The organism is Mycobacterium gordonae (genome assembly GCF_001417955.2).
In the GTDB taxonomy this organism is placed as follows: Bacteria; Actinomycetota; Actinomycetes; order Mycobacteriales; family Mycobacteriaceae; genus Mycobacterium; species Mycobacterium gordonae_B.
Map to the genome: position 1 here is coordinate 23,132 of NZ_LKTM01000024.1, position 14,640 is coordinate 37,771.

Annotated in this window: 14 protein-coding genes and 1 pseudogene; 6 read left to right on the forward strand and 9 right to left on the reverse strand. The window is 64.9% G+C overall.

Going from position 1 to position 14,640, the window contains the following annotated elements:
• Positions 1-40 precede the first annotated feature (40 nt).
• The 4 genes from AO501_RS04890 to AO501_RS04905 form a co-directional block, all read right to left on the reverse strand.
• Entirely contained in the window at positions 41-1,231 is a 1,191-nt protein-coding gene (locus AO501_RS04890) for a PPE family protein (RefSeq protein ID WP_055576644.1), read from the reverse strand.
• A gap of 14 nt (positions 1,232-1,245) precedes the next feature.
• Positions 1,246-2,430: a PPE family protein gene (locus AO501_RS04895; RefSeq protein ID WP_055576645.1), complete on the reverse strand. Its 1,185-nt coding sequence runs from the start codon at positions 2,428-2,430 to the stop codon at positions 1,246-1,248.
• Between the two features lie 31 nt (positions 2,431-2,461).
• Positions 2,462-2,758, reverse strand: a complete 297-nt coding sequence (locus AO501_RS04900; protein ID WP_055576646.1) for a PE family protein — start codon at positions 2,756-2,758, stop codon at positions 2,462-2,464.
• 1,004 nt (positions 2,759-3,762) lie between these two features.
• Positions 3,763-4,458 (reverse strand): cutinase family protein, encoded by a 696-nt coding sequence (locus tag AO501_RS04905; RefSeq protein WP_055576647.1) that lies wholly within the window; start codon positions 4,456-4,458, stop codon positions 3,763-3,765.
• Positions 4,459-4,589: 131 nt separating this feature from the next.
• On the opposite strand from AO501_RS04905, the gene AO501_RS04910 reads away from it, so the two are divergent.
• Entirely contained in the window at positions 4,590-5,168 is a 579-nt protein-coding gene (locus tag AO501_RS04910) for a rhodanese-like domain-containing protein (RefSeq protein ID WP_055576648.1), read from the forward strand.
• Between the two features lie 17 nt (positions 5,169-5,185).
• Here AO501_RS04910 and AO501_RS04915 read toward each other — a convergent pair whose 3' ends face one another.
• Positions 5,186-6,541 carry an MBL fold metallo-hydrolase gene (locus AO501_RS04915; protein WP_055576649.1) on the reverse strand — a complete coding sequence of 452 codons (1,356 nt, stop codon included), beginning with the start codon at positions 6,539-6,541 and terminating at the stop codon, positions 5,186-5,188.
• A gap of 119 nt (positions 6,542-6,660) precedes the next feature.
• Between AO501_RS04915 and AO501_RS04920 the strand changes: the two genes are divergently transcribed.
• Both AO501_RS04920 and AO501_RS04925 read left to right on the forward strand, forming a co-directional pair.
• Positions 6,661-7,437, forward strand: a complete 777-nt coding sequence (locus AO501_RS04920) for a DUF1906 domain-containing protein (protein WP_055576650.1) — start codon at positions 6,661-6,663, stop codon at positions 7,435-7,437.
• Positions 7,419-8,171, forward strand: coding sequence for a C39 family peptidase (locus tag AO501_RS04925; protein ID WP_055576651.1), 753 nt, complete (start codon positions 7,419-7,421; stop codon positions 8,169-8,171). The genes AO501_RS04920 and AO501_RS04925 overlap by 19 nt, the downstream gene beginning before the upstream one ends.
• A gap of 67 nt (positions 8,172-8,238) precedes the next feature.
• Here the strand turns inward: AO501_RS04925 and katG are convergent, their stop codons facing one another.
• Entirely contained in the window at positions 8,239-10,473 is a 2,235-nt protein-coding gene (gene katG / locus AO501_RS04930; RefSeq protein WP_055576652.1) for a catalase/peroxidase HPI, read from the reverse strand.
• Between the two features lie 47 nt (positions 10,474-10,520).
• On the reverse strand, positions 10,521-10,955 hold the full coding sequence (locus AO501_RS04935) for a Fur family transcriptional regulator (protein ID WP_156452310.1): 435 nt from the start codon (positions 10,953-10,955) through the stop codon (positions 10,521-10,523).
• A 123-nt stretch (positions 10,956-11,078) separates the two neighbouring features.
• Between AO501_RS04935 and AO501_RS04940 the strand changes: the two genes are divergently transcribed.
• A complete protein-coding gene (locus AO501_RS04940) occupies positions 11,079-11,933 on the forward strand; it encodes an alpha/beta fold hydrolase (RefSeq protein WP_055576653.1) in 855 nt (284 codons plus the stop codon).
• Here the strand turns inward: AO501_RS04940 and AO501_RS04945 are convergent.
• Entirely contained in the window at positions 11,905-12,375 is a 471-nt protein-coding gene (locus AO501_RS04945; protein WP_055576654.1) for an SRPBCC family protein, read from the reverse strand. The genes AO501_RS04940 and AO501_RS04945 overlap by 29 nt on opposite strands.
• Positions 12,368-13,059: pseudogene (locus AO501_RS04950) on the reverse strand (DUF899 domain-containing protein). Before AO501_RS04950 ends, AO501_RS04945 begins: the two are co-directional and overlap by 8 nt.
• A 190-nt stretch (positions 13,060-13,249) precedes the next feature.
• Between AO501_RS04950 and AO501_RS04955 the strand changes: the two are divergent.
• Both AO501_RS04955 and AO501_RS04960 read left to right on the forward strand, forming a co-directional pair.
• Entirely contained in the window at positions 13,250-14,113 is an 864-nt protein-coding gene (locus tag AO501_RS04955) for a cyclopropane mycolic acid synthase family methyltransferase (protein ID WP_055576719.1), read from the forward strand.
• 131 nt (positions 14,114-14,244) lie between these two features.
• Positions 14,245-14,523 carry a hypothetical protein gene (locus AO501_RS04960; RefSeq protein WP_055576655.1) on the forward strand — a complete coding sequence of 93 codons (279 nt, stop codon included), beginning with the start codon at positions 14,245-14,247 and terminating at the stop codon, positions 14,521-14,523.
• Positions 14,524-14,640: the final 117 nt, after the last annotated feature.

The window sequence follows — 14,640 nt, forward strand, 5'->3', positions numbered from 1 at the left end:
CCTAGCAGCCACGACGAGGCGCGCGGAAATTCACGACCGGCTATCCGGCTGCGGGCGGCCTGGTCATGAACGTCAGCCGATGCCCGTATGCGGGCGTTTTGCGGCCGTTGCCGGCGTTGAAGAACTGCCCGAACGGCGGAGCCACCGGGGTGTTTCCGGCGACAGCGCCTTCGGCCGCGGCCGGGATCGCGGTGGCGTTGCTGATCGCCGTCGCTCCCTGACCCGTCGCGGTGCCGACCGCGGAGGTCCAACTCGCCGGCACCGACAATCCGCTGAGCGGGACGGCCCTGCCCAAACCTGCGGTCACGCTGCCGACCTTCGTCCCGAGGTTGGCAGCGGCCGCGCCCGCGGCCTGGGCCGCACCCGTGGCCGCCTTGGCGGCAGGTGCCAGGTTGTTCATGAAGTTGGTGATGGCAATCGAACCGCTACTGGCCTGGCCGAACGCCTGCCCCGACTGGAATACCGCGGTGATGGCCGAAACGTAGGGCGACAGGTACTTGCTGTACAGCGGAACGATGTCGTCAAGCGGCGTGTTGGCGATCAACCACTGGTCGATGGCGGTGTTGCTGATCGGCGTCGACAGGGTCTTGAGCACGTCGGCGACCCTGGGGTTGACCTGCCCGGCCATGTTCATGACGTTGCTGAACACGTTGTTGTACTGACCCTTGAACGCCGCTATGGCCTGGTCGGCGAGCTGGTAGGGATCGGCCACTTCGGCCGGCTCGGGCAACTCCCCGAACTGGGTCGCCGCCGCCGCACTGCCCGCGTAGTTGTACATCGCCGCGGCATCCTGAGCCCAGAACTCCGCGTACAACGCCTCGGTCGCGGCAATCGCCGCGGTGTTCTGCCCGAGAAAATTGGTGGCGACCAGCACCGCCAGCAGGGCACGGTTGGCCGCGATCACGGGGGGCGGGATGGATGCCGCGAACGCGGCCTCGTAGGCGGCAGCGGCGGCGAAGGCCTGGCTTGCCGCCTGTTCGGCTTCCGCGGCACTGCCGTCCAGGAAGCTGACGAAGGGCGTAGCGGCCGTGAGCATCGCCGCCGAAGCCGGACCCAGCCAAGGACCGGTGGTCAGCTCCGAAATCACCAACCGATGACCCGACGCTGCGGCTTGCAGGTCGGCGGCCAGTCCACTCCACGCCGCCGCAGCGGCCAGCATCGGACCCGCCCCCGGACCGGTATATATGCGGCCCGAATTGACTTCGGGCGGCAAAACGCCGTAGTCGACCATTTTTGCTGCGGCCGTTAGCCGGCGGCTGGGGGCTTGGCCATGACGGAGGGCTTGAACCCGTACGTCGGCTGATTGCGGCCATAGCCTCCGTTGACGAACTGCCCGAACGGCGGGGCCATCGGGAAGCTGTTGCCCTCGGCGGCGGCCGGAATCGCGGTGGCAATGCCCGGATTGGTGGTGGCGTGCCACGGCACCCAGTTCGCCGGCGCGGACAGGCCGCCGATCGGGATCGCCTTGCCCAGACCCGCGGCCACGCCCCCGAGGTTGCTGGCTGCGCCGGCCGCGGCCTGGCCTGCGCTGGCCGCGGCAGCACCGGCGGCCGATGCTGCGCCCTCGGCTGCCTTTGCCGCCGAAGCTGCGGGCTTGGCGAAGTTGGCCATGGCGGTCAAACCGTTGCTGACCTGGCCGAAGGACTGCGTCGACTGGATCATCGCCGCCAGGGAGTTGACGTAGGGGGAGAGGTACTTGCTGTAGAGGGCCACCACGTCGTCCAGGGGCGTGTTCGCCACCAGGAATTGGTCGATTGCCGTGCCGTTGATCGGCGAAGACAGCGTCTTCAGCACATCGGAGACCCTGGGGTTGACCTGCGACGCCACATTCATCACGTTGGTGTAGCCCGTGTTGTACTGCGCCTTGAAGACCGCGATGGCCTGGTCGGCCAGTCCGTAGGGGTCGACTACCTCAGCCGGCGCTGGTAGGTCGGCCAGCTTGGTGGCCGCGGCTGCACTGCCCGCGTAGGAGTACATAGCCCCGGAATCCTGAGCCCAGAACTCCGCGTACTGCGCCTCGAGGGTGGAGATCGCCGAACTGTTCTGGCCGAGCAGGTTGGATGCGATCAGTTCCTGTAACAAGGCACGGTTGGCCGCGATCAACGGCGGAGGAACGCTGGCCGCGAACGCGGTTTCATAGGCGTTCACCGCGGCGGTCGCCTGGCTCGCCGCCTGGGCGGCCTGCTCAGCACTGTTGTCCAGCCACGCGAGGAACGGGCTGACGCTGGCAGTCAACGACGCCGCAGCCGGCCCCAGCCACGGACCGCTGGTCAGCGCGGTGATCACCGACCGGTGACCCGACGCGGCCTCCTGCAGGTCGGCGGCCAGTCCACTCCATGCCGAGGCGGCGGCAAGCAACGAGCCCGCACCCGGGCCGGCGTAGATCAGCCCGGAATTGATCTCAGGCGGCAACAGGCCGTAGTCAACCATTGGTTTGTTCCCCTAAGTCTCTAGTGAAAGCTCAGACGGAAGCCGCGTTGGCTGCTTCGGTCGCCGCGTACGAGCCCGCGCTCGTGCCGAGGGTCGCCGCCAGCGCCGCCTGGATCTGGGCGGCCCGCGCCTGCAACTCCTGGAACCGTGCTGCGTGGGTGGCGAACTGCGCTGCCGTCAAGATAGAAACCTCGTCCGCTGCGGCAGGGACAACGCCGGTCGTGGGAACGGCGGCGGCCGCGTTACCCACGTTCAGGGCAGCACCCAGAGACTGCAGATTGCTGGCGGCGGCTGCCAGGTGCTCCGGATAAGTACGTACGAAAGACATAGTTTCCTCCGAACAAGCTGTGGGGTCGGTTCTCACACGTCAATGTGTTGCCGTTATCTGGGTACGGTATTAACCGTGCCATCACCGGTTCAAAGCGGCTAACACCGCTGAATGGACCCTGATCTTGATGTTTAGCCAACATTCACCTTGATTTTTAGTCACACGATCTTCATAGAATCTGCGCAGCATCCGTGCAGTAAGGGGTCGCATAATCGCCGCGCTGACGCCGCGCCGACCGGACGGCTCCGCGCCGGCGGTGGGCAGGCCCCTGCCGGGGCGCTCACCCAAATGCTGTAGCCGTCGCCAAAAGACCTTATTGACAGGGTTTTTCGCATACCGACGCCAGCGCTGGCCAACCGACTCGTTCGCGGCACCCACCCGCCTGAACGTCTCCCGACAGCCGATAACGGAGCACTGAAAATTTCCGGCCACGCGCACGACCTGCCGCCAACGACCGCTGGACGGGTCCGGCTATCACAACTATCAAGTCCCACTAAATACTATTGCGCTGGCTAATCATATGAATGTCGCCACCCGGAGATTAAATTCACCGTGAACATATCTCTGCGATGTGGAATAACGGAACCTCAAGGTCTTGGTTCCACCTTAATTCTCAGCATGATTTTTATCCGGATCCCGGCGTCGCCGCAGCCCCGGGCAGCTGCCGGCACGTTCGGATTTGGTGGCCGAGGCGTAGCTCTCGCGTGACCGAACCGCGACGGCGGCGAAGCAGGCTCTTCTCTTATGACGGTGCTTATTGGGCTCGCTCTGATAGTGGCCCTGTGCACCGGGTTTCAGCTGGGGCGGCGCAGCGGCTCCCGGCAGCCGTCGTGGCGGAAGCGGACTTCGCGAGTCGCCCTGGGCAGGCTTACAGCCAGCCTGGTCGTGCTGGTGGTAGCGCGCCGGATGCAGCGGATGCTGACTGCGCAACGCGCGCTGCCCGCGTTCGCAGCTGTTCGCGGTCGTCCCGCAAGGCGGCCGCTGCGGCGCAGGTAGCGCTGCTTTTACAGTTTGCCCGCGACGAAGTCCGCCGCCTGGTTCGCCATTCCGGCCTGTATGTAGGCACTGGCCAGGTGCTGCGGCCAGTTGTCTTTCCAGGTGTTGGGATCGGCCGGGTTGCAAATCGGGTCGGCCCCATGACACAGCTCGATGGTCCGGTCGTTGTAGAGCGGGCTGAAGTTGGTGATGGGTCCGACCCACTGGCTTCCGTTACCGAACAGGGCGACCGCGGCAATGTGCTGATCGGTGCCGTCGGGAAGCGGGCTGTCGAATCCGAACGCGGACAGCGGCACCGCCAGTACGACATCGGTGACCGCCGCACCGAGCGAATAGCCGCCCAGCACCAGGCGGGTGTTGGGGCAGTTGTTCACCATGTATTGGATGTGCCGGCTCATGTCGTTGGCGCCGATGTCGACTTCGGTGTCGGCCGGGTATTTGACGGCGTAGGTGCCCATGCTCCGACCGCCCATCTTCGAGCTGAGCGAGTTGATGAACGCATTGCCGAGCGCGCCGGGGCCCGCCGATTCGAATCGGCCGCGCGCAAAGACGACCTCCACCTGCGGACAGTTGGCCGCACCCGCCGGTCCGACCGCCCCCGGAGTACCTGGCGGCAATACCGCACCGGCGCCGAGCAGCGCGGCACCGGTCGCGATCGCCGCGAGACCGCGTCCTACCGAATTCCGGGTAACTAGTTGGCGCACAGCACATCATGGTAGCGAGTGATCCGCGGCCGTGGGTCGCTTACGAAGACAACAAGGCCGATCGGTCCCGAGTTCGAGTCCCCGCGATTCAAACGAGGCCCGAGTGCCCGTCTTTGGGTATCGGTATCTACATGGGAACCTCAGCTGCAGAAACGATCACCGCTGTCGAGCTAGGGCGCCGACTCGACTCCACGGAACCACCACGTGTCGTCGATGTGCGAACTCCTGCCGAGTTCGAGACCTCACATATCGCCGGTTCGTACAACGTGCCGCTCGATGTGCTTGCCGAACACCGGTCCGCGATAGCCCCGCATCTGACCGAAGACGTTGTGCTGGTGTGCAAATCGGGGCAGCGAGCCGCCAAGGCCGCACGGCTGCTGCGTGATGCTGGTCAGCCGGCCGCACAGGTGCTTGAAAGCGGCCTGGCCGCATGGGAAGGCAACGGGTACGCGGTCGACCGCGGCGAACAGCGATGGGAGCTCGAACGCCAGGTGCGACTCGTCGCGGGGTCGATTGTGTTGTCCTCGATCCTGGGGAGTATCGCCCTACCGAGGCTGAAGTGGCTGGCCGCCGCCATCGGTGGAGGACTGACATTTGCGGCCGTCACCGACACCTGCGCGATGGCCACGGGCCTCGCGAAGCTCCCGTACAACCGTGGCGCTGAGTCCGACGTCGAGACCATCGTCTCGGCTTTACGCACCGACCGGTAGCGCCATCACTGCCGTCATCACTGCGAGGTCAAGCCGAGTTCTTCAGCGGCGCTGTAACTGTCGTCGACCAACACCGCCGTGCGCCCGTACTTGTCCAGGATCGAGGCCGCTACCGAAGCCCGGTATCCGCTGGCGCAGTGCACCCAGATCTCGCGGTCGGGCAGCTCATGCAGACGACGTGTCAGTTCATGAATCGGAACATTGAGCGCTTTGAGTACGCGACCGTCCCGGAATTCGTCCTCTCGCCGCACGTCGAGTACTGCCACCTGTTCACGGTCGATTTCCGCTGCCAGCGCCGCGAAGTCGGCGACCCGATAGGAGCTCAGCCCGGACTCCGTGGCGAGCTTGTCGATGTCGCCGCTCGCCGCGCCGCGTACGTCGTCGACACCGATACGCACCAATTCCCTTCTTGCGGTGGCGATCTGGTCGGCATCATCTCCGATGAGGGTCAGCGGCTCGCCCCATGCGTAGAGCCAGCCGAGATAGGTGATGAAGGAATCCGACAACTCGAAACCGTAGGACCCTCGCAGATGGCCCGCCGCGAAAGCGGTGCGGGACCGTAAGTCGATCACCCACTCTCCGGCATCGATGCGGCGCTTGAGTTCATCCGGGTCCACCGGCGCCGGGGTCGACAGATCCATGGGCGCGGGGCCGTCGCGGTTGACCACGCCCATGTGCTCGTAGTAGGCGGGATAGGCGGACAGCGAGGCGAGCAACTCGTCGACGAACGTTTGCTCATCCTGCGTCAGGGCCGGATTGGACGCGCGCTGCTCACCCAACGTCGACGCGTCGCGGCCCTGACCGCCGGCCGCACAGAAGCTGCCGAAACCATGAGTGGGATAGACCTGCGCCTCGTCGGGAAGTTCGTCGGCCAGGCGGCGCACCGAGCGGAACTGATCGATGGTCAGCTCATGGGTATGTTCCGCGCCGAGCAGATCCGTGCGTCCGGTGGTGTCGAAAAGCATTGACCCACCGGTAAACACACCCACCACGTGCCCGGATTCATCGCTGAGCGCGTAGCTCACGTGCTCCAGCGTGTGCCCCGGGGTGTGCATGACTTGGAGACGGAAGCCGCCGGCTTCGATGACATCTCCGTCTTCCACCCGGCGAGCCGGATACCCGACGTCGTCACCCTGGGGGATCACATACTGGGCACCCGTCGAACGGGACAGTTCCAACCCGCCCGTCACATAGTCGTTGTGCAGGTGCGTCTCGAGGACATGGGTGATGCGAGTGGCACGCTCACCGAGCAGCTGCGTCACCCGGTCGATGTCCCGCTGGGGATCGATGACCACCACTGCATGGTCGTCGGCCACCACATAACTGCGGTCGCCCAGACTCGACGTCTCGATAATTTGCACACGGACACCCATGCCCACCAGTTACCCCGTTCGACTGCCCCGCGGGACGTCCCGATCATCGGCAGCCCCGCCAGCTGGGGCCAAAATTGAATTCTCGACGATCGCAAACGCGCGGTTGCTACCATCGCGCCGTGCCCGAATCTGCTACATCCCGCGGACCTCGTCACCTGTCACGGCGCGCAGCGTTCGGCTACGCCCTCGCGCCGGTGTTGCTCGGAGCGCTCGCGGCCACTGCCGAGGCGCCTCGAGCGTCAGCCGCCGGTGGTCAACTGATCGACTTCGCACTGCAGCGAATTCCGCCGGAAGAGATCAAAGCGGCCGGCTACGACGGCGTGGTGAACTACGTGTCCGAGTCACGTCCGGGTATGAACTTCGAAGCGAAGCCGATCACCCGTCAGTACGCCGACGCGCTGCGCGCTGCGGGTCTGCATATCGTCAGCAACTTTCAGTACGGCAAGCCCGGCGGATCCGCGCCGTCGGACTTCACCCGCGGTTACGACGGCGGGGTGGCCGATGCGCAAACAGCGCTGTCGCTACACAACGCGGCCGGTGGAAGCGCCTCGGCCCCGATCTTCTTCAGCGTGGACGACAACATCGACCAGGGCACCTGGAACACCCTTGCGCTGCCGTGGTTCCGGGGAATCAACTCGGTGCTCGGCGTGGGCCGCACGGGGATTTACGGGCATTCCCGCGCATGTTCCTGGGCGGTCAGCGACAACGTGATCGGGCAGTCGACCACGCCCGGTCACCGGTGGGCCTGGCAGACCAGGTCCTGGTCCAACGGGGATCGCGAACCAGCAGCGGTGCTGTACCAGGGCGTGGTCAACGGTCCGCTGCTCGCGGGTGTGCAGATTGACATCGATGATGTCCTCGCAGCCGATTACGGGCAATGGGATCTCGCCCGCTAACCGCACTGATCGGCTCGGTCGGCATCATCGCGCTGTCGGCCTGCGGTCCGGTGACTCCGCCGACCAAGGCGTCGCCGCAGTCGCAGGGGAGTACCAGCGCCGCATCCAGCACCATCCCCGCGGCGCAGTCGAACACCACATCGCCGACGACCGGCCGTGCGGGCGTTTACGGCGATCCCACGGCGGCCGCCAAATACTGGCAACAGCAGTCTCTGGAAGACAATTGCGGGCTGGTTTCGGTGGCCGACGTGGTGGGAGAGATCACCGGGCACGCGCCGACCGAACAGCAGGTGATCGCCTTGGCGGTGAACACCCCGTCCGGGACCAACCCCGGTCCCATCTACGCGCCGGTGAACGACCCGAGCCACGCGAACGGGACGGGTGGCATCGAGATGGCGGACGAAGTCGTGCTGCTCGAGCACTACGGCGTCAAGTCGGCGATGACCGACGCCACAACGCATCCCGATCAGACCGGGCTGCCCGCGCTGGAGCGGTACCTCAACGAAAACCGCAAAATTATTGCGTGGGTGAATTCCGCCGTCATCTGGAACACCAGCGACCAGCGCACCGCCGCCGATCACTTCCTTGTAGTCACCGGTATCGATACCAACGCCGAAGTCGTTCACCTCAATGACCCCGGGGCCGACCATGCGGACGAACGCGTCTCGATCGCGACCTTCACCGCAGCGTGGCAGACCGGGGGAGACTCGATCGTGGTGACTGCGGCTGCTTAAAGGGCCACCGAAGCGACGAACACCCCGCGAGCGCCTGGCTCGCGGGGTGTCGTCAGACCGAAGCGGACTACTTCAAGTCGAACCGGTCGTTGTTCATCACCTTGACCCAGGCCGCGACGAAGTCCTCGACGAACTTGCCGTGGTTGTCATCCTGGGCGTACACCTCGGCGAGCGCGCGTAGCACCGAATTCGAGCCGAACACAAGGTCATTCGCGGTCGCGGTCCACTTGAGCTCACCGGTTGCCCGGTCGTGGCCCTCGTAGACGTTCTCGGAGTTCTTCGACGGCTTCCACTCGGTGCCCATGTCGAGCAGGTTGACGAAGAAGTCGTTCGTCAACACACCGGTCTTGTCGGTGAACACACCGTGCTTGCTGCCGCCGTGGTTGGCACCGATGGCGCGCAGACCGCCTATGAGCACCGTCAACTCGGGCCCGGACACGCCCAGCATGTAGGCCCGGTCGAGCAGCAACTGCTCGAGCGGAGCCTTCTCGCCCGGACGGAAGTAGTTGCGGAAACCGTCTGCCCGAGGCTCGAGTACCGCGAACGACTCCACGTCGGTGTGCTCCTGAGTGGCGTCAGTACGGCCCGGTGCGAAGTGCACCGAGATCTCATACCCGGCGTCCTTGGCCGCCTTCTCCACGGCCGCGGAGCCGGCCAGCACGATCAGGTCGGCCAGCGAGACCTTCTTGCCGCCGGAAGCGGACGCGTTGAAGTCCTGCTGGATCTGGGTGAGAACCGGCAGCACCTTGTCCAGTTCGGACGGCTCGTTGACCTCCCAGTTCTTCTGCGGTTCCAGTCGCAGCCGGGCCCCGTTGGCGCCGCCACGCTTGTCGGTGTTGCGGTAGCTCGCCGCTGACGACCATGCCGTCTTCACCAGTTGTTGAACCGACAACCCCGACCCGAGCACCTTGGCCTTCAGGGACGCGATGTCGCTCTCGTCGACCAATTCGTGGTCGACTGCCGGCACCGGGTCCTGCCACAGTTGCGGCTCGGGAATCCACGGGCCGCGGTAACGGCTGATGGGTCCCATGTCGCGGTGCAGCAACTTGTACCAGGCCTTGGCGAACGCCTCGGACAATTCCTCGGGGTGCTCCAGCCAGCGCTGCGTGATCTGCCGATAGATCGGGTCCTCGCGCAGCGACACGTCGGTGACCAGCATCGTGGGGTTGCGGCCCGGTCCACCGAACGGGTCGGGAATCGTGCCCGCGCCGGCCCCGTCCTTCGCGGTGAACTGCCACGCTCCGCCCGGGCTCTTGGTCAGCTCCCACTCGTAGCCGTACAGCGTCTCCAGGAAGGTGTTGTCCCACTTCGTCGGAGTCGGCGTCCACACCACTTCCAGGCCACTGGTGATGGCGTCTTTGCCGCTGCCGGTGCCGAATGTGCTCTTCCAGCCCAACCCCTGTTGTTCGATCGGGGCTCCCTCCGGCTCGGGGCCCACCGGGTCGGCGCTGGCACCGTGGGTCTTGCCGAAACTGTGGCCGCCCACGATGAGTGCGGCGGTCTCCTCGTCGTTCATCGCCATCCGGCCGAACGTCTCCCGGATGTCGCGCGCCGCCGCGACCGGGTCCGGCTTGCCTTCTGGCCCTTCGGGATTGACGTAGATCAGCCCCATCGTCGTGGCGCCATAGGGCTGCGCGAGGTCACGCTCACCCGAGTAGCGCTTGTTGGTGCCCAGCCATTCGTCTTCCTCGCCGAAAAGGACTTCCTCCGGCTCCCATACGTCCTCGCGGCCGAAGGCGAAGCCGAACGTCTGGAACCCCATGTCCTCCAAGGCGACGTTGCCGGCCAGCACCAGCAGGTCGGCCCAGGAAATCTTGTTCCCGTGCTTCTTCTTGACCGGCCACAGCAACCGGCGCGCCTTGTCCAGGCTGGCGTTGTCCGGCCAGCTGTTGAGGGGCGCGAACCGCTGCAAGCCCTGGCCGGCGCCGCCGCGGCCGTCGAAGATGCGGTAGGTGCCGGCCGCGTGCCAGCTCATGCGGATGAAGAAGCCCCCGTAGTGGCCGTAGTCGGCCGGCCACCAGTCCTGCGACGTCGTCATCACCGAGACCAGGTCGGCCTTGAGCGCGTCGACATCGAGCTTGGCGAACTCGGCCGCGTAGTCGAAATCGTCGCCCAGCGGGTTGGCCTGCGGCGAGTGCGGGTGCAGCCTCGAAACATCGACCTGGTTGGGCCACCAGTCCTGGTTGGTTCGCGGCGCGTCTGACTTCGGGGTGGGCGACGGGATGGCCGGGTTCTCGCTCTCACTCTTGCTCGCCGAGTCGTTGGCGTGAGGAGGTCGGCTATCGGATGTATCGGATGACACAGCATTCCTTCCGGGTTATCTGAAACGGGCTGTGATCACGGTTGTGATCAGGAATCAGTACTCGAGCAGTCGGGGCAGAAGCCCCAATAGATGACTTCGGCCTCATCGAGGACGAACCCATCCAAGACGTTGTCGTCGTCTGACGGCGTCAGACACGGCGTATCGCCGACGGCACAATCGACGTCTGCGATGATCCCGCAGGATCTGCACACGACGTGATGATGGTTGTCGCCGACGCGGGATTCGTACCGGGCGACCAGACCGGAAGGCTGAATGCGCCGCACCAGGCCGGCGGCGGTCAGCGCATTGAGCACGTCGTACACGGCTTGTCGGGACACGTCCGGCAAGCCAAGCCGCACCGCGGAGAAGATCGTGTCGGTGTCGGCGTGCGGATGAGCATGAACAGCTTCCATCACTGCGATCCGTGGCCGCGTTACCCGCAAATCGGCCGTTCGCAACTGCTCGGCGTGATCCGAGGACACATGCTCATACTCCGCACTTATCTGGAGTCAGTCAAGACTTTGCGGCATCCAATGCGACGCATCGCAGGTATTTTTGAGACCCGCGGCCGACATGCGGGCGGCCGCTCGATTTCGCTGAGGTCCATGGATACCGAGCATGTCCGTTGGACGCCGTCGGGCGTCCGGTTGCGTCTGCACCAACGTCGCGACGGCGATGTGAGTTGGCTCTTCCTGCCGGGCGGCCCGGGCATCGGCTCGGAATCCCTGCGGGAACTCGTCGACGCCGTGGCCGTGCCCGGATGCTCATGGCTCGTCGACCTGCCCGGCGACGGATCCAACACCAACGCTCCCGGCGCGCCGGCCGATCCCTACCACCTGTGGCCAGAGGTGTCACTCGAAGCGGCTCAGGCTGTCGACCGTCCGGTCTATGTCGGACATTCCACCGGCGGCGAATATCTGCTGGCGACGGCCGCGCTGGACGGGATGCTCGAAGGTATCGTCCTGATCAGCACCGCTCCTGACGCGTCGTGGATGCCGGTCTACGAAGAGATGACCATCAACAACCCGTTGCCTGGCGTCGCAGAGGCCACCGCCCGTTACGACGCGGATCCCACCAACGAGAACCTGCGCGAACTCGCCGTGCAATCCGCGCCGTGGAATTTTCCGGCCAGCAGCCTCGCCATGGGTGCTGAATTACTGGGCAGAATGCCCTACAACATGAGGGCCGCGCAGTGGTCGGACCGTCATTTCGACCGTGACTACGAATTGGCTTGGTGGCCAACCACATTGCCGACTTTGATCGTGAGCGGCTCGGCAGACAGGATCGTCACGCAGACGCTCTGGCAGCCCGACCGCTTTCACACTCACAACGTGATCTGGAGTGTCATACCCGAGGCGGGCCACTTTCCATGGATAGAGCGACCCGACGCGGTACGGGACGCCTTTGCCCAACTCGCGCAACGCATCGGCATCAACCGGTCACCGAGCGCTCCAGACTGACCAGCGAGGCGCCCAGATAATCCTCGGGGAAAGGCGGCATACCGCCGATCTGTTCCCGGAACTCCGGTGACGTGGCTGCCCAGTCATAGGTGAACGTGACGTCAGTGCGGTCCCCGTTCGGAGCCAGTTCGTAGCGCCAGAACCAGCCGCCCGCAGCATGATTGCCTGCGTCGTCGAGCCGGCCCGGCATCCAGGCGATGGTGTGGTCCTTCTCGAACTCGGTAACCAGGTTGTGGGTGACGTAGTCACCGCCGGCGGCCTCGAGATGCATGTTCATCCTGAAGATCTGGCCGGTACCGGTGATCGGTCGGGCGTCGACGGCGTCGCGAACCCAGTCGGTGGGCTCGGTGTCGCAATGACGGCTCGGGTCGGCCAACATCGCGAAAATCGTCGTCGGCGGGGCCGCAATGGTTCGGCTGACCGTGAAGCATTCGCTACTCATCGTCGTCCTCCGCTCCGTAGGCGCGCGCGATATCGGGCGAGCCGGACCACCCCGAGTAGGTGGGCCGGACGGCCACCCTGGCGGCGAATCGAGCCATTCCTCCTGCCTCCCCCAGGGCAGGATGTCGATCAGCGCGAAAGTGTGGCTGAGCTGCTCGGTTCCGCGGCCATTGGTGTGCCAGGTGCGGTAGACGCTGTCACCGTCGCGCAGGAACACGTTGACAGCGAAGCCGCCGCCCGGCGGAGCGTCCATGTCAGCCCCGAACGAGCTGTCCGAAGACGAGTACCACTGCATCTGGTTGCCGACCTTGCGCCGGTACGCGAGCGCCTCGTCGATCGGTCCGTTGGTGACGACTACGAAGCGGGCGTCGTAGTTGTCGAGGAACTCGAGCCGGGTGAACTGCGAGGTGAACCCGGTGCAGCCGGCGCACTGCCACTCAGCTCCGGGCGACCACATGTGGTGGTAGACGATGAGCTGAGAGCGGCTGCCGAACACTTCGGCCAGGCGGACCGGGCCGTCGGCGCCGACCAGCGTGTAGTCGGGCAACCGCACCATCGGCAGGCGGCGCCGCTGGGCGGCGATCGCATCCAATTCCCGGGTCGCGGCCTTCTCGCGCTTGCGCAGCTCGTCGAGCTCCGCGCGCCAGGTCTGCTGATCGACGATCGGCGGCTTTGCTTCAAGCATTGGGTCCACCTTCTTCAGTGATGTGTCCGGTCTCTGGGTATGACCCGCGACGGTCCCGAAACTCACCGCCGGAGTCCGGTGTGACGGGAGCAGTGTTTTCCCGTGCCGCCGACGGGGAACTAGTCACCCGCCGGCGTATCTCATGCCGGACTCCCGTCTGAGCTCAGGCGCCACGAAAGGCAACACCCGCTTGTCCCAGGAACTCAAGCCGCACTTTGACGATGTGCAGGCACATTACGACCTGTCCGACGATTTCTTCCGGCTGTTTCTGGACCCGACCCAGACATACAGCTGCGCCTACTTCGAGCGCGACGACATGACGCTGGAACAGGCGCAGATCGCCAAGATAGACCTGTCGCTGGGCAAGCTGGGCCTGCAACCCGGAATGACGCTGCTGGACGTCGGCTGCGGCTGGGGCGCGACCATGCGCAGGGCCATCGAGAAATACGACGTCAACGTCGTCGGCCTGACTCTGTCCAAGAACCAGGCCGCGCACGTGCAGCAGACGTTCGACGAAATGGACACGGCACGCAGCCGTCGTGTGCTGCTGCAAGGCTGGGAACAGTTCACCGAGCCGGTGGACCGCATTGTGTCGATCGGCGCGTTCGAGCACTTCGGCCGCGATCGCTACCAGGATTTCTTTTCGCTGGCTTACAAACTGCTGCCGGCCGACGGTGTGATGCTGCTGCACACCATCACCGGATTGACTCGCCAGCAACTGAGCGAGACTGGTCTGCCCATCTCCATGAATCACATCCGGTTCGTGAAATTCATTCTCACGGAGATCTTCCCGGGCGGCCAGTTGCCGGATACGGATATGGTGGCGGGGTTCTCGGAGGCGGCCGGTTTCACGCTGACCAGGCGTCAGTCGTTGCAGCAGCACTACGCGATGACCCTCGATCGGTGGGCCGCAGCGCTCGGCGCAAGGCGCGACGAAGCCGTGGCAATTCAGTCCCAAGAGGTCTATGACCGGTATATGAAATACCTGACCGGCTGCGCCGATCATTTCCGCACCGGGTATATAGACGTCAATCAGTTCACCCTGGAAAAATAGGCCTCTGCCCGGTTCGCTTGCCCGGTTTCGCGGTGTGCAATTAGACCCGTGTTTGGGAATGTGCGCTGCGGTGTATAGATAGCTACGTCGTACAGATAGCCACGTCTCCGACCTCAGAAAGGGCTAGTTTAATGAAACCCCTCGCACCTGCCGCAATTGTCATCGCGGCGTTGATGTTCAGCGGCTGTTCGGCTTCAAAGGTCATCAATACCGGTGGCGACACCAAGTGCAAAGACTTCACCACGCAGGACGAGAAGAAGCAGAGCGAAGAAGTCAGCAAGATGCTGAAGGACAAGAACGGCGCTGAGCCCAGCTCGCTGGAGATCAACGCAACCCGCCTCTCGGCGCAGACGTACTGCCAGACGCTGGGCAAGCCGGACAGCAAGATCTCCGAGGCCCCGCACGGCTGACCTGGTGGTCCTGCTGGCCGGCCGGACGGCTGTCCAGCAGGACCCGGTCCCGCGGCGATCCAGCAAGGACCCCGACCGGGTTGTCGGCGATACTTCAGCGCCCGATAAGTTCAGCGG

Bases quoted from the DNA above. Each gene is read 5' to 3' on its own strand.
- AO501_RS04960 (WP_055576655.1), top strand. From the start codon at position 14,245: ATGAAACCCCTCGCACCTGCCGCAATTGTCATCGCGGCGTTGATGTTC.
- AO501_RS04940 (WP_055576653.1), top strand. From the start codon at position 11,079: ATGGATACCGAGCATGTCCGTTGGACGCCGTCGGGCGTCCGGTTGCGT.
- AO501_RS04900 (WP_055576646.1), bottom strand. From the start codon at position 2,758: ATGTCTTTCGTACGTACTTATCCGGAGCACCTGGCAGCCGCCGCCAGC.
- AO501_RS04895 (WP_055576645.1), bottom strand. From the start codon at position 2,430: ATGGTTGACTACGGCCTGTTGCCGCCTGAGATCAATTCCGGGCTGATC.
- AO501_RS04890 (WP_055576644.1), bottom strand. From the start codon at position 1,231: ATGGTCGACTACGGCGTTTTGCCGCCCGAAGTCAATTCGGGCCGCATA.
- AO501_RS04915 (WP_055576649.1), bottom strand. From the start codon at position 6,541: ATGGGTGTCCGTGTGCAAATTATCGAGACGTCGAGTCTGGGCGACCGC.
- AO501_RS04945 (WP_055576654.1), bottom strand. From the start codon at position 12,375: ATGAGTAGCGAATGCTTCACGGTCAGCCGAACCATTGCGGCCCCGCCG.
- AO501_RS04925 (WP_055576651.1), top strand. From the start codon at position 7,419: ATGGGATCTCGCCCGCTAACCGCACTGATCGGCTCGGTCGGCATCATC.
- AO501_RS04910 (WP_055576648.1), top strand. From the start codon at position 4,590: ATGGGAACCTCAGCTGCAGAAACGATCACCGCTGTCGAGCTAGGGCGC.